This window comes from Mycoplasma sp. 3686h (assembly GCF_056781225.1).
The window spans coordinates 375,141-390,096 of the sequence record NZ_CM165562.1; the positions used below are offsets into that span (position 1 = coordinate 375,141).

Genomic DNA, 14,956 nt, shown 5'->3' on the forward strand with positions numbered 1-14,956 from the left:
CAAAGAGACGGAAATTTCGTCTCTTTAAATTTTTATTGTTTTAAATGTAATTATTTAGCTTTAGAGTAAGTAATTAATTTAGGATTGGCATTGTATTTTCTACCTTCCTTAGCTTGTGATTGTCCATTTAAAATAACAGCATCAGCTGAAAAAGAGTTGTTAATTTTGAAAATACTTTGACCAACACCATAATAATCTACTGGAACTTGTAAAGCTTCAAATTGTTGAATTTTTTGTGGATTAAACCCACTTGATACAACGATTTTATAATCATTTGCTCCAGCATCATCAAGTGCTTTTCGCAAACGAATAATTTGCTCAGGATTAACACCAAATTGTGGTGTTTGATTATCAAACATATGGTCGACCATATTTTTAGATGTATCAATTCGCACACCTCAAACTTTATTTCCGAGTGCATTTCACACCTTAAGCGAATCATTGATTACATCATTATTATAATCAACCAGAGCAATTAATTTTGAATTTGGAAAGTGCTTGTGATAAGCTTGCGTTGCTTGAACAACATCACCTCCAAATCCTTGGATTAAAACATGGGGCATAGAACCAAATACTTGTTCATCATTTTGGATTTTTAATCCCATTTTTTGAGCTAATGTGGAAACTAGTTTTGCTCCACCTACTGATACAGCGTATCCATCAATTTCTTGATTAATATAATGGTCAGCTCGATCTCCCATAAAGATAATTTCTTTATGCTTGGCTGCTTTTTTACAATGATACATATTAGTTGCTAATGAAGTATTTCGGGATAAAATTCCATCAATCAAACCCTCTCAAATCCCAAATTCATGGTACGGACCGATTAATTCTAACACTACATCCAGACTATTAATATGAGAACCTTCTGGGAGGTACTTAACAATATATTTACTGGTATCAGTTTCTTCTTGGAGTAACTGGAGCACTTCATTTATTCCGGCTAATATTGCATCGTCTTTTCGCTGGAAAAATTGCATAGTAATGATATTATTTGGACGTTCTTGTTGCAATATTGCTTTGGTTTTTGCAAAGTAACTTGCAATATATTTTTCTTTATTTAACATTGAAAACTCCTTGGAGTTTCCGACTATTTTGTTTCTTTATTCAGACTATACTGTCGGTTTAGGAATTCCACCTAATCGTGCTTAAAAAAGTACAAAGACTATTACTTCCGGTTTAGATTTTCACTAAGTCAGGAAACCTATTAATTTGTATAAGTATTATAAACTTTTTCTTAGCTAAAATTGCTTTTTCAACAAAATTAGGATTAAAAAAGCAGAATTTTTACACAATGATTTAATGCACTTAAAAATTTAAAATGTTAAAATTTAAATGATTAAATAATTATATTTACAACTTAAAGGATGAAAAATTATGATTAAAACACTTAATGATATTTCGGTATCAGGTAAAAAGGTAATAGTGAGAGTTGATTTAAACGTTCCAGTTAAAGATGGTGTAATTACTTCGGTTAAAAGAATTCAAGCTGTTGTGCCAACCATTAAAAAACTTGTGTCAGAAAATGCTAAAGTTATTTTACTCTCACATTTAGGAAGAGTTAAAACACCAGAGGATTTACCAAAGCGTGATTTAACTCCGGTAGCTGTTGAATTAGCAAATCAATTAAATCAAACTGTTACTTTTGTTAAAGCAACTAAAGGTGAAGTTGTTGAAAAAACTATTAACGAAATGGAATTTGGGGAAGTAGTCTTACTTCAAAATACTCGTTATGAAGATTTAAACAACAAAGCTGAAAGTAAAAATGATCCTGAACTTGGAAAATATTGAGCTTCACTTGCTGATGTGTATGTTAATGATGCTTTTGGAACTTGTCATCGTGCACATGCTTCAAATGTTGGGATTAGCACATACATTAAAGAATCAGCAATTGGTTATTTAGTTGAAAAAGAAATGCTCGCAATGCATAAAGCAATGGACAAACCAGAACATCCATATGTGGCTATTGTTGGAGGTGCTAAAGTTTCAGATAAAATTCAAGTTTTAGAAAACCTAGCTAAAATCGCTGATAAAATGATTATCGGTGGAGGAATGGCATATACCTTTAAAAAAGCTCAAGGCTATTCAATTGGTGATTCGCTTGTTGAAGATGATTTTCTTGAACTAGCAAGAGAGTTTCTTGCAAAATATGGTGATAAAATCGTCTTGCCTCTTGATCACTTATGTACTCGTGAATTTGCTAATGTGCAACCCGAAATTCAAGGATATGGAATTGAAGAAGGATTTATGGGAATGGATATTGGTCCTAAATCGATTGAATTATTCAAAGAAGTGCTTCAAGGTGCTAAAACCGTTGTATGAAATGGACCAGTTGGAGTTACTGAATTTGATAACTTTAAAAACGGAACATTAGAAGTGTGCAAAATGATTGCTTCACTTGAAGGAGTTTATTCAGTTGTTGGTGGAGGTGATTCGGTAGCAGCGGTACAAAAACTTGGAATGGAAGATAAATTCTCACATGTATCAACTGGTGGAGGAGCAATTTTAGAAATGCTCCAAGGACGTAAATTACCAGGAATTGAAGCAATTCAGAAAAAAAGTTTCTAATTTAAGATTAAAATCTAAACCTTTGGGTTTAGATTTTATTTTGCAAAAAATAAATGCTTTAATGTATTATTTAAATTATGAAAAATATAATTGACGTAAAAATTGAAATTCAAAAAGATTCACGAATTAAATATGAATACAATCGCAAAACTGGACAAATTGAAGTTGATCGTATTTTAAGAGGTGATTTTGTTTATCCAGCTAATTATGGATTTATTCCTAACGCACTTGACTGGGATGGTGATGAGCTTGATGTGCTTGTGTATTCATCAGAACAATTTGCTGTTGGCTCAATGCTTAAAGCAAGAATTATTGGAGCGATGAAAATGATTGATGATGGAGAAACTGACACTAAATTAATCGCAGTACATGCTGATGATTATCGTTTAGATCACATCAAGGAACTTGACGATTTACCACTTCCATTTTTAGATACAGTGAAACAATTTTTTAGCACATACAAAAACTGGAAACGTGTCGGAATTACCAGTGTAAATGGTTTTGAAGATACTCAATGAGCTCTTAATGAATATGCTGAATGTGTTGAATTAATGAATCAATATGGTTCAATGGATAAAAAAGAATTCATTAAATTAATGCAAGAAAAGCACCCAGAAAAATATACTAAGTAATAAACAAAACTACAGAATTTTGCAAAATTCTGTAGTTTTTTTAAGGTATGAAAACTAAAACAAAATGCCATAAAAAAATGGCGGAACAGAGAGGATTCGAACCTCCGCGGGAGTTGCCTCCCCTACAGTCTTAGCAGGACCGCCTCTTCAGCCACTTGAGTACTGTTCCACGTTTAAGCTTTATAATTATACCTAAAAAAAAGAGATATCAAAAGAATAAAATTTAATACCCTTTTAAATATTTTTTGAGGTGTTGAAAAAAAGTTAAAATATTTATATTTTATTAGACAAAAAAGCTATAATTTAACTATGAAAACAAAGAAATATAAATTACTTAAAAATTGTTTACTGTTAGCAACACCACTTACCGTTTTTGCAGCATCAGTGTCATGTTCTAATTCAAATGAATCAAAACCAGCACCTGCACCAACCCCAGCTCCAAGTACCCCAGGAAATGGAACAGCTGATCCAAATAATGGAGGAACTCAAGGTGGAGGAACTCAAGGTGGAGGAACTCAAGGTGGAGGAACTACACAACAAACCCCTCCAACAAACCCAAACCCAGGAACCTCAACTGGATCGGGTACAGGTACTGGTGAACAAAAACCAGGTGAACAAGCCAATTCAGGAGAAGCTACAGGTCCAACAACAGGTGAGAAAAAAGATGAGTCTTCAACTACTGGTAAACCTCAAACTGTTGAATCTCAATCGTTAAAAGCAGAACTTTCAAAACTTTCACTTTATAATCAAGAGTACAATCAACAAGATTATGATGCTTATTTTACTAATTTAGAAAATAGAAAAGAAGAGTTCACTAACAAAAGTTATGGAGCAGGTGATGAATTTCATAAAGAAATTCCAGCAAATCCAGGATTCACTGATGCTCAATTCACTAATGATTTAACTACTTTAAAATCATATTATTCACAAGTTCAAGAATTATCAACTTTATTAGAGACTAAACCTGAAGCAGTTTCAAAATTTTTAGAATATAAAAAAAATGATTCTAATTCAATTTTTAAGGTTTCTGGTGATACTGTTTCAGTTGATTTCCAAAAAATAAATGCTCTTTCAAATAAATTCAATAATCAAAACTTAGAAAAAGTAAAACAAAATAACGTAGGACCAATCAAAAATTGAGCACCTATCCCTCCATTTTTTGGTGGTAACGGAATTAACATAGGTAACGGAAATATTAGTCTAAATAAATAATAACAAATCATTTTGTATGTTTAATAACCAATAAATACACTATTTATTGGTTAAAAATTATAATGAAACAAAAGGAACAATATGTAATATTGTTCCTTTTGTTCATGATTTTATTAAATCTTTAAATGTGAATACTGTTGATTATCTTTGTATATTTCTGGATAGTATTTTGATAAATAATGCAATGCAATTTTTTTAAGACTAATTGCATTAACCAACATTTCTGGTCTAATTAAGTTTTGACTTTCAATTGGGTAAAAGTTTTGTGCATAAGCATATTCTTCTTTGAATTCTGACTCTGTAATCTCAATGTTTAATTTAAGTCTAAAAAGCATTTGTCAAAAGAAATTATAAATAGTTGCAACAACATAATCAGCTGGGTTCCCTTGAAAATCAGGTTCAAATTTAATATGTGTCAGGTCGTTTTGAACTAAATCATCAGGGATTTCAACAACCTTGCTATTTTGAATTACTTGATTAATAATGTTGGTTCCATATTGAAATAATGCTTCATTATAAATTTGAGTTCGAGTTGTTTGATAAATATCATCCTTTACATCTTGTAAATTCTTAAAGTTTTTTCCTAAGATATCTTTAGCGTTTTCATCAGTAATAGGTTGGTTTTTAATGTATAATGCATTATCAATTTCAAAAATCAAAAGACGACCTAATTTATCGCTTTCAAATTTTTCTCCAATCTTTCTTCCTAAAACTAAGTTTTCTAAAGGTTGATTCTCACGTTTAGAAGCATAAATAGTGTTCATATGTGCTTGTTGATTATCTTTATCGCTCACTTTAACTGTTACTAATTGACCTTCTTGAATTTGTTGATCTTTTTCTAGATAAAAACGAAACGCATAATCTTTAATAAAATTTTGAATGAATTTTTGAATGGTTTCTTCATAATTTTCTTGCATATGAAACTTGTCTTTTGGTTCAAAATCAACATTAAAATTATCAATATCTTCATAATAATAAATTTTAAATTCTACATTTAATTTTTCAGGAGTGCATTCTTTTTTAATATCCATTGGTCTAAAGTAAATAATATTATCTTTTTTACTTAAATAAATGTTTCAAACTTTTTGCATTTCAGGCATTATGAACATGTTATAAGCATATTCTAAAATCTTATCCTGGGTAATTTTTAAATCTTTATCCTCTTGAGCTTGTTTTTGGAGTGCTTTTAAGGCATTACTTTGATAATCAATTCAAGTAACTAAATCAATGTGTATTGGGTGTGTTAAAAATTTCATTAATCCTCACTTCTTTATTCTTAATTTTACTAACATATTGAACATTTACTTACAAAATGTCAAATTAAAATAAAAGATGCTTTATTGAGCATCTTTGAGTAAGAGATTAAACGATTTTTAGAACAACTTCTTTGGAAGAATGTTTACCGTGTAAATTATCTCTTTCTACGTGTATAATCTCGATATTTTCGTTAGCCTTGGTATGGGTACCGTGTTTGTGCCCTCTGCGATAGCTTTTGATTAATCCGCTTAAATCATCAAGTGAGTTTGCTTGAGCAACAATTTCTCCACTTGCAACTAATTTAGCTTTATATTTGTACATATTTATTAAACCTCCGAAAATGATTATATCTACATTTTAATTATATAAAATTATGGTTCGGATTGATAAAAATGGAAAATTTAGCATATTTTCCAGGGGTTAAATCTTAGTTATTAATTAACCAAATTACTTTAAAAAATCCAAAGTTAAACGAACTATTTCTGATTGTTAAACACTTTTTAAAGTAGTTCAATATTATTTTCAGAACAGTATTGTTTAGTTTGCTCGTCTCAAGTAGACACTTGAACTTCACCAATGTGTTTTTTCTCTAATAAAAACATTGAAAGTCTACTTTGTCCAATTCCTCCACCAACTGTAAATGGAAGTGTGCTTTGGTAAATTCCGTTATGATATTCACCGATTTTTGAATCATCAATATTTAAGTATTCTTTTTGTTTAGCAAGTGCACTGGCATCAACTCTAATTCCCATTGAAGAAATTTCTAAAGCTGCATCATTGACTTTATCATAAACAATTAAATCCCCATTGAGTGTTCAATCATCATAGTCAAAAGCTCTTTTTGAGTGCTCAACACCATCAGGAAGTTTATATCCAACCCCAATAACAAAGAATGCTTTATGTTTTCTAGCAAATTCATTTTCACGTTGTTCAGGAGTTAAATTTGGATATAAATCATATAGTTCTTGTGCAGTGATAAAGGTTAGTTCTTCCGGTAAATCATAAACAAGTTGAGGAAAGTCTAAAATAAGCTCTCTTTTAACAAATTTAATTGATTCATAGATTTTTGAAACAGTAGCTTTTAAAAAAACTACATTCCGATCTGATTGGTCAATAATCATTTCTCAATCTCATTGATCAACATAATATGAGTGTTTATAGTCAAGTTGTTCTTCGCGACGAATGGCATTCATATCAGTGTAAATACCTTCGTACTTAGCAAAATGATATTTTTGAAGTGCAGTACGTTTCCATTTTGCTAGTGAGTGTACGATTTCGTGCTCTTGGTTAATTCCTTTTGGGAAAAAGGTTACTGGAGTTTCTCCGTTTAATCCATCGTTAATTTTTGAATCACTTTTAACAAACAAAGGAGCACTAACTCTGGTTAAGTGTAAGCGTTTGTGCAATTGCTTAGTGAAGTCAAATTTTAAATCTTGAATTGCTTGTTGAGTTTGTTTAATATTTAATTTTGATTTATACATTATTGTTCCTTATTTTAAGATATCTTCTAATTGCTTTTCGTTTAAAATTTTAACACTTAAAGAGGAAGCTTTATCTAATTTACTTCCAGGATTTTCACCAGCTAATAAATAACTTGTTTGCGAGCTCACTGAAGAAGAAACTTTAGCTCCATTTGAAACTAAAAGATTTTTGTAATAATCACGAGGTTTTGATAAAGTTCCAGTGATTACAAAAGTTAAACCTTGTAATTTAGTTCCTTTTTGTTGTTTTTGATAATTTAATAAACGATCTAATGTAGTTAATAAAGTCTGATTTTGTGCTTGTTTGACAAAAAGTTTAATATTATCAACTATAACATTTCCAATGGTATTAATTTGAGTTAATTGTCCCAAATCCATGTTCATTAAATCGGATAATTGTTCAATTTTATCAGCGATTAATTCAGCTACTTGAGCTCCAACGGTTTTAATACCGATAGCAAATAATGCTTTAGCTAAAGTGGTATTTTTTGATTTTTCAATACTTGCAATTAACTTAATCACTTTTCTTTTTCCAATTTTAGGCAAGCTTTCTAATTGTTCTTTTTTAGTGTTAAGCTCAAAAATATCTAGGATGTTTTTTAAAAGATTTTCCTTATAAAACAAGCGAATATTTTCTTCACCTAAATCAACAATGTTTATTGCATCACGTGATACAAAATGCACCAATGAGCGAATGATTTTTTCTTGACACTTTTCGTTTTCACACATTTGGTCGACTAATTCTTTGTTTTCAACCAATAAACTATCACACGAAGGACATTTTAAAATTTTAGCAAAAACATCTTTGGTATTTTTTTGAACTAGTCCAATTACTTTAGGAATAATTTCACCTGATTTAATCACTTTAACTAAGTCTCCAATATTTAATTTCATATTGCTAATGTATTCATAATTATGAAGTGTAGCTGATTGCACAGTGGTTTGATTTAACTGTACTGGACTTAGTTTAGCTAAATAAGTGATTTTACCTGTGCGTCCTACTTCAGCACTAATATCTAAAATTTGGGTAATTGCCTCTTCAGTTTCATATTTAAACGCAATTGCATATTTAGGAAATTTTGATGTAAATCCTAATTGTTCTCATCAAGTAATTTGATTAACTTTAATCACAAAACCATCGCAATCATAGGCCAGATTAGGTTTAATATCTTTAAATTCATTTATTTTTTCAATCGCTTGATTAATATTATTAGCCTGATATATGTACTCATTGGTAATGAAACCATGTTCTTTTAAGAACAGTAATACCTCAATTTGAGTATTAATATTATGAGATTGAGGATCAACTATTTCATAAACAAAATAGTTTAAGTTTCTTTGTTTTACAATTGTTTCATCTAATTGCCTTAAGGTTCCACTAGCAGCATTTCTCGGATTGGCAAATAATTTTGGAACGCTATTTTGATACTTAAAGTCAATTCAATTACTTTGAGCAAATAAATTTTCCACTTGCTCATTAAACTCAATAAGCAAGTGTAAATTTTCTTGTAAATTCGCTTTTAATGCTTCACCTTGATTTAATAAAGTTTGAAATGGTTCTAATTTATCAAGCAATAATAAATTTTGTTCAGTTTGATTTAAAAATGCTTTTAAATTTTTTAAAGCATCCAAAAACTTAGTTTCTTGAATAATTCTTTGATTTGCTTGATTGTAATTTTGCTTACTTAAATACACTTCTCCACGAATTTCAATATCATTTGGATAATCAATCTGTAATGGAATTCCTTGTATTTGCTTGATATTTTGAGTGACCACTTCACCTGTAATTCCATCACCACGAGTTACTGCACGAATAAGCTCACTATTAGAGTAATGGAGTGAAATTGATAAACCATCAATTTTGGGTTCAAGACTATAAGTATGTTGGTCTAAGCTCACTTTTTTCACATCATTGTCAAATTTAATAATATCTTCAATTGAATAAGCTTTATTAAGCGAAAGCATTGCTTTTTCGTGTGCGAACTTAACAAAGCGATTTGAGTTAGTGGCTCCAATTTTTTGAGTTGGAGAATTTTTACGCACAAATTCTGGGTATTGAGCTTCAAAAGATACCAATTCTTGATATACTTGATCATATTGAGCATCTGAAACACTTGGGAAATCCAAATCATAATATTCATAATTTCATAAATTAATTTGCTCAATAAGCTCATTCATTTTCTTTTTGATAAAATTTACTTGCTCTTTAGTGTAATTTTTCATTCTTTAATTATAAACAAACGACTTATATTTTGGTAAAATTAATAAACAAACAAAGGAGCAAAATGGGAATAAAAGCAGGAATTGTGGGTCTTCCAAACGTTGGTAAAAGCACCCTTTTTAGTGCACTTACTAAAAAGCAAGTAGAATCATCGAATTATGCTTTTACTACCATTGAACCAAACGTTTCAACTGTAGCTCTTAAAGATGAGCGCTTGGAACAACTTGCTCAAATTGTTCAACCGAATAAAATTGTCCATGCAACCTTTGATTTTGTTGATATTGCAGGTCTTGTCAAAGGAGCTTCCAAAGGTGAAGGTCTTGGGAATAAATTTTTAGCTAATATTCGTGAAGTTGATGCAATTATCCACGTTATTCGCTGTTTTGAAAATAAGGATATTGTTCATGTAGCCGATTCGGTTAATCCAGTTAGAGATAAGGAAATTATTAATTACGAACTCATTTTAGCTGATTTAGAAACTATTAATAATGTCTTAAATAGAGTTGCTAAAAAAGCTAAAAGTGGAGACAAACAAGCTCTTATAGAGCAAGGGGCGGCTCTTAAAATTAAACAAGCACTAGAAAGCGAAATTCCTGCTCGTGATGTTGAATTAAACCAAGAAGAATTGCACTATATTAAAGGTTATCATTTATTAACCTTAAAACCAGTTATTTATGTTGCAAATTTAAGTAATGAGCAAATCACTAATTACGAAAATGATTTACTTTTTAGTGCTTTAAAACAGTCTTTAAGCTCTAAAGATAAATTAATTCCTATTTCTGTTCAACTTGAAAGTGAATTAATTTCACTTGAAGATGAAGCAGAAAAAAATGAACTTTTACAAATGTACGGAATTGCTAAAAGTGGGTTAGATATTTTAACTAGAGAAGCATTTGATTTACTTAATTTAGAAACTTACTTTACAGCTGGAGTTGTTGAAGTTAGAGCATGAGTTTATCAAAAAGGATGAGCGGCTCCAAAATGTGCCGGAGTGATTCATAGTGATTTTGAGAAAAAATTCATTAAAGCAGATATAATTAGTTTCGCGGATTTTATTGATTATAACGGAGAGCAAGGTGCTCGTAATGCTGGAAAACTTCGTTCTGAGGGAAAAAATTATATAATGCAAGATGGTGATATTTGTCATTTTAAATTTGGTAAATAACCATTTTTTATGGGGGTTTAGTATAATGGCATTATAGCAGTCTCCAAAACTGATGATAAGGGTTCGATTCCTTTAACCCCCGCCAAATGTGTAAATGTTGATACAACTGTATCAGCTTTTTTATTTTAAACACAAAAAGATAAGAACAATCTTATCTTTTTGTGTTCTCTTTCATCCAAAAGCTACACGTAAATGGTTCGTATAATTGACCACTTCGTTTATCGGTAATACTTTTAAAAGAATAGTTGATTTTCAACAAATATTTTTGATCATTATAAATTTTAGTAATTTGGTTTGGTTTTGTTATACATGATATTTTAATTTTGGGATTTTCTTGTCCGTAATATGTGTCTTCTTGCATTTTTTGTAAAGCTATATTTCATATCGTTTTACTTGAATAAAAATTATTATTAATCATTTCATCTTGCTCTAGATTAAGATTTAATGAAAACTTTATACAAAGCCAGTTACTTATAAACCTACTAAACGAGAATAAAGCTTTAATTTTATCTACAAAAAAGAAAATACTTTGATTAGTGGATAATAAATTATCAACATCAAAATAAATTTTAATTTGTGTTTTTGCAATTAATTTCAGAACTTTTCTTTGCTTATTTAGTTTAGGAAAGTCATTTTCATTTCAAAGAAACATTAATTTTTGAGCTTGTAGGATGTTTGGTTTAAGCAATTTGACAAATTTATAATTTACCAAATATAAAGCTTGAAAATTACCATTAAATAATCTTTGGAAAAAATCAAATCGAATTATCTCAAATTTTGTTTTTGTGTTGTATTTTTGTTTAACAAAATCAAGGATAACAAAATTTTGAATATCAACTGATTTTGATAATTTATCGATAAATGTTTTGATTTTGAATTGTTCATATTCACTTAGAATTACTGAATTGCTTATTTTTATGTTGAATCTTTGCTTATTTAAACTTCTAATAAATTCAGATAAATAATCTAAATTATCAATTTTTTCCATATTTAAATTTTCAATAATTCACAACGATAAGCTAATTTGTCTAAAGTTAATGCTCATCCAAGTTTTAACTTCTTTTTTATGTAGTGCTTTAATGAAATTAAAATAAATGAGTATTTTGTTTTTAAAGTCCCTATTAAGAATTTGATTCTTGGAGCTATAATCAATAATAAAAGTGAAAATATCATTCAAAACAACTTCAAATAAACGATTGGACTTAGAAGTTAAATCTAAAACTTCTTTTAAGTATTGATGAATTTGATCGGGATTGAGATGACTAAAAATTTTTTTATCAATAAAGATTATATTTTTGTTTAATTTATTAATCATTCAATCCCTTATTAGAAAACGATTTAATTAAAAAAGTTTCAAAAATAATTTGATTATCAACTTGAGTAGATTTAAATAATTGTTCAAGTTCAGCAAGTTCAAATATTATGTTAGTAATTTCTTTTTTAGTATATTTTTGCAATATTATTCTAGCTTTTTTTATCCTAAATTCGTGGACTTTCAAAAATTCAGCTATTTTTATAGTATCTCAATGTAATTTTTCTAAATGATATATCTTATTAGCAAGGATGAAAACATTTGCAATTTGAGACACTAAAGATATCTCGTCATTTCCCTCATATTTTTTTTGTTTATAGTTTTTTCAAATAAGTGCAAAATCTTTAGTTTCAATTGAATTAGCAAAAGAAAACCGATCATCAAGAATATATTTCCCAATTGATTTATCAATTACATCTTTAGTGATAGTTTTAGTTTCTATGAGTAATTTATTAATTTCTTGAATAGTTACGCTTAAATTATTTGGAAGTTTTTCGATTAAATACATTAAATTAGATACTGAAATTTCAGCACCTCTTGCTTTGATATATTTATTTAATTCTCCAGGAAGACTTTTCTTATCAATCTTATTGCAATGAATTATTTTTTTATTTTGTTCAAAAGCTTTTGTAAGTTTAGTTTGTGGTAATTTGTCTTTTCTTAAAATAAAAACTAATTTATTTATTTGCTCTTGTGGAATTAAATTAATAATTTTTTCTTCAAAAAAACGTTGTTCACTTGTTAGATTTTTATTTAAAAATAATGGAAAATTTTCCACAATAATGAGTCTTGGTTCATCAAAAAGTGAACTAGTTTCTAAACTGTTAAAAATATCACTGATTTGATATTTTTCACTAAAAACAACATATTGTTCTTTATATTTTGATTTTAATTGATCCAGTTTTTGATCGATAAAAAAGTTTTCTTCACCATAAATTAAAAGCATGTTTTAATTATATATTATTACTAGAGAGCTTTAATTTTCTAATTAATAATCAATAAATGAAAAGTACGTTTAAAGACTTAACGCTTCAAAACAAATATTGATTGGTTATCTCTAGGAGAATGTAAAATGAGATTAAGACAAAGAAATTACTTAAAAAATCAAAGATTCAATAAAGCATTGCAACAAATGGTCTTAATCAGAATCCAAAAAACAACAAAAAGACATAAAGCTCAATAATTGGAGTTAAAAGAAGAGAAACAATAAATGATATAGGATAAAACTTTTGGATAAAAAGAAATACTAGTAAAGCTGAAAATGCTCAAATCATAAAATAATTATTGAGTATTTGTTTATAATTTGAAGCTTTACAAGTGTTTAAATAGATAAAAGCACTTAATAAAAATGAAAATCAAAATCCTAGTGAATAAGAATACCAGGGATTTAGTGTTAACGAGATTAAGGCAACTCATATAAGCATTTTGAGTTTTAATTCTTTGCTTGGAGTAGCATTTTTCAGTGAGTATATTTCTAAAAAGACAATCAATAAAATTGCTTTAATTGATGAAATAGTTCAATTACAAAAGGCAAAATATATCACCATAACAAGAAAAGGAATTCACTTAAGTAGTTTTACTTTACCAAAGATTATTTTAAGAAAACTAATAATTAAATTAAAGTGCATCCCACTTAAAACAATTAAATGTACAATCCCTATAAAGTTATATTGAGCAAGTACATCATCTTGAGAATAACCAAATAAAAGGGTTCTGACCAGTTGTTCAAAGGCTTGATAATTAAATCAATCTAATCCAAAAAACCACGATTTTCAAGTGTTTTGGTAAAACATAATGGAAGTAATGTTTAACTGATGGAAAACTCCTTTATCTTTAAAAAACGAGTATTTAGGATCTAATAAAATAACTTTTGCTTTAATTGAATATTGAGCATTGAGTGTTAATTGACTCCATGTAGCTTTTTTAAAAACTAAATAATCCCTAAAATAAGAATCTTGAAAAATGAGTGTTTTTGGTGAAATCTTTTTTAAAGTAAACACTTGAGTTTTTTCTGCTAAAACAATGGAATTAATATTAAACTTTCAAAAAACAAAAACACTTACAGAAAACAAAGTGAGTAATATAATTCACTTTCAATGCACAGTAGAATTTAATAAGATGATTAAAACCACTAAAATTCATATCATCAGACTTGAATAATTTATTTGAATTAATCAAGTCATAGTTAATGGTGCAATTAAAAAGAGCAATGTAATTATTCCAGAATTAGGAAGCTTTGTAATTTCTTTAAATTTACTGGTCCAATTCCAGAAATTTTGAGTATATCATCTCAAGTTGGGGTTCCTTTATTATTCTTTTTATAGTTTAGTAGTGTTTTAATTATTCTAGTTGAAATATCTAAGCGTTCAATTTGTTTAGCTGAATTAAAATCTTTTCACTTGAGAAAATAATTCTTTAACGGAACAAAGATAGGTTCTTTAGTGGAAGCTAATTCATTCAAATTAAAGCTAGAAATGTCTGAATTAGAAATCATTTTAGCTTTAAAAAAGAGCTCTCGATATGTTAAAGGAGTATTGCTATAAATAATCCCTGAGTTTTCTACTGCACCTGAAATACTGTATTTATATGTAGTTTGTTCTTTAGGTTGATTTGGTTTAATGTGATTGAATTTGGTCAGGTAAATCCAAGTTAATGGAAGAGCCATGATTGGAATGATTATAAAAATTAATTTATTCAGTTTTCATTTCATCGCACTTATGTAATAAGAAATTTATTCAAGTGCATAAAAAAGAAATTTTACAAGCTTTTTTCTTTATTTTATGTGGTAAAATAATTTTACATCGGCCAGCAGCTGCATTTATGTAGAGGAAAGTCCGTGCTAACACCACCTGCAATGGTGGTAGTGTTCATGTTAGGTCTAATAAACCTAAGCCTAGACGACTAGTGCCACAGAGACGAGCAAAGTGAAACGCGGTAAACTCCATGAGTTAGAAACCCAAATTATGGTAGGGGAATTTTGACTAGGAATCCAACAAAGTCAAAAAGTGTATCTTGGTACATTAGATAAATTGCTGGCACTGCATTGCAGTACAGAACACGGCTTATAGATGTTAAAAACAATCCATATGGATTGTTTTTTTGCGAATA

13 protein-coding genes, 2 tRNA genes, 1 other RNA gene and 1 riboswitch are annotated in these 14,956 nt (G+C 28.8%); of the genes, 6 read left to right on the forward strand and 10 right to left on the reverse strand.

From position 1 onward, the window contains the following. Positions 1-50 precede the first annotated feature (50 nt). Complete coding sequence (locus AC1RP9_RS01720; protein ID WP_481822661.1) at positions 51-1,067, reverse strand: nicotinate phosphoribosyltransferase; 1,017 nt, start codon at positions 1,065-1,067, stop codon at positions 51-53. 25 nt (positions 1,068-1,092) lie between these two features. Further along, positions 1,093-1,209, reverse strand: a riboswitch (FMN riboswitch). A gap of 168 nt (positions 1,210-1,377) precedes the next feature. Between AC1RP9_RS01720 and AC1RP9_RS01725 the strand changes: the two genes are divergently transcribed. Then, positions 1,378-2,568 carry a phosphoglycerate kinase gene (locus AC1RP9_RS01725; RefSeq protein WP_481822662.1) on the forward strand — a complete coding sequence of 397 codons (1,191 nt, stop codon included), beginning with the start codon at positions 1,378-1,380 and terminating at the stop codon, positions 2,566-2,568. A 77-nt stretch (positions 2,569-2,645) separates the two neighbouring features. Continuing rightward, entirely contained in the window at positions 2,646-3,200 is a 555-nt protein-coding gene (locus AC1RP9_RS01730; RefSeq protein ID WP_481822663.1) for an inorganic diphosphatase, read from the forward strand. 78 nt (positions 3,201-3,278) lie between these two features. Here the strand turns inward: AC1RP9_RS01730 and AC1RP9_RS01735 are convergent. Then, positions 3,279-3,369 (reverse strand) — tRNA-Ser (locus tag AC1RP9_RS01735). A 140-nt stretch (positions 3,370-3,509) separates the two neighbouring features. On the opposite strand from AC1RP9_RS01735, the gene AC1RP9_RS01740 reads away from it, so the two are divergent. Further along, positions 3,510-4,412: a hypothetical protein gene (locus tag AC1RP9_RS01740; RefSeq protein WP_481822664.1), complete on the forward strand. Its 903-nt coding sequence runs from the start codon at positions 3,510-3,512 to the stop codon at positions 4,410-4,412. Between the two features lie 113 nt (positions 4,413-4,525). On the opposite strand, the gene AC1RP9_RS01745 is transcribed toward AC1RP9_RS01740, so the two are convergent. The 4 genes from AC1RP9_RS01745 to ligA all read right to left on the reverse strand — a co-directional run bounded on the left by AC1RP9_RS01745 (position 4,526) and on the right by ligA (position 9,373). Then, positions 4,526-5,668 carry a trigger factor-related chaperone gene (locus AC1RP9_RS01745; protein WP_481822665.1) on the reverse strand — a complete coding sequence of 381 codons (1,143 nt, stop codon included), beginning with the start codon at positions 5,666-5,668 and terminating at the stop codon, positions 4,526-4,528. Positions 5,669-5,774: 106 nt separating this feature from the next. After that, positions 5,775-5,990 carry an MAG6790 family protein gene (locus AC1RP9_RS01750; protein WP_481822666.1) on the reverse strand — a complete coding sequence of 72 codons (216 nt, stop codon included), beginning with the start codon at positions 5,988-5,990 and terminating at the stop codon, positions 5,775-5,777. A 179-nt stretch (positions 5,991-6,169) separates the two neighbouring features. Continuing rightward, entirely contained in the window at positions 6,170-7,150 is a 981-nt protein-coding gene (locus tag AC1RP9_RS01755; RefSeq protein ID WP_481822667.1) for an aspartate--ammonia ligase, read from the reverse strand. 9 nt (positions 7,151-7,159) lie between these two features. Further along, on the reverse strand, positions 7,160-9,373 hold the full coding sequence (gene ligA, locus AC1RP9_RS01760; RefSeq protein ID WP_481822668.1) for an NAD-dependent DNA ligase LigA: 2,214 nt from the start codon (positions 9,371-9,373) through the stop codon (positions 7,160-7,162). A 62-nt stretch (positions 9,374-9,435) separates the two neighbouring features. Between ligA and ychF the strand changes: the two genes are divergently transcribed. Next, on the forward strand, positions 9,436-10,536 hold the full coding sequence (ychF, locus tag AC1RP9_RS01765; protein ID WP_481822669.1) for a redox-regulated ATPase YchF: 1,101 nt from the start codon (positions 9,436-9,438) through the stop codon (positions 10,534-10,536). Between the two features lie 11 nt (positions 10,537-10,547). Next, positions 10,548-10,621: transfer RNA gene (locus tag AC1RP9_RS01770), tRNA-Trp, on the forward strand. Between the two features lie 66 nt (positions 10,622-10,687). Here the strand turns inward: AC1RP9_RS01770 and AC1RP9_RS01775 are convergent. From AC1RP9_RS01775 to AC1RP9_RS01790, 4 genes are all read right to left on the reverse strand, one after another. Then, complete coding sequence (locus tag AC1RP9_RS01775; RefSeq protein ID WP_481822670.1) at positions 10,688-11,851, reverse strand: hypothetical protein; 1,164 nt, start codon at positions 11,849-11,851, stop codon at positions 10,688-10,690. Further along, positions 11,844-12,794 (reverse strand): DNA polymerase III subunit delta, encoded by a 951-nt coding sequence (gene holA, locus AC1RP9_RS01780; protein WP_481822671.1) that lies wholly within the window; start codon positions 12,792-12,794, stop codon positions 11,844-11,846. Before holA ends, AC1RP9_RS01775 begins: the two co-directional genes overlap by 8 nt. Before the next feature lie 7 nt (positions 12,795-12,801). Further along, on the reverse strand, positions 12,802-13,995 hold the full coding sequence (locus AC1RP9_RS01785; RefSeq protein ID WP_481822672.1) for a ComEC/Rec2 family competence protein: 1,194 nt from the start codon (positions 13,993-13,995) through the stop codon (positions 12,802-12,804). A 68-nt stretch (positions 13,996-14,063) separates the two neighbouring features. Then, on the reverse strand, positions 14,064-14,558 hold the full coding sequence (locus AC1RP9_RS01790) for an MAG0490 family ComEA-like DNA-binding protein (protein WP_481822673.1): 495 nt from the start codon (positions 14,556-14,558) through the stop codon (positions 14,064-14,066). 87 nt (positions 14,559-14,645) lie between these two features. Here AC1RP9_RS01790 and rnpB point away from each other — a divergent pair. Further along, positions 14,646-14,918, forward strand: an RNA gene (rnpB, locus tag AC1RP9_RS01795) — RNase P RNA component class B. Positions 14,919-14,956: the final 38 nt, after the last annotated feature.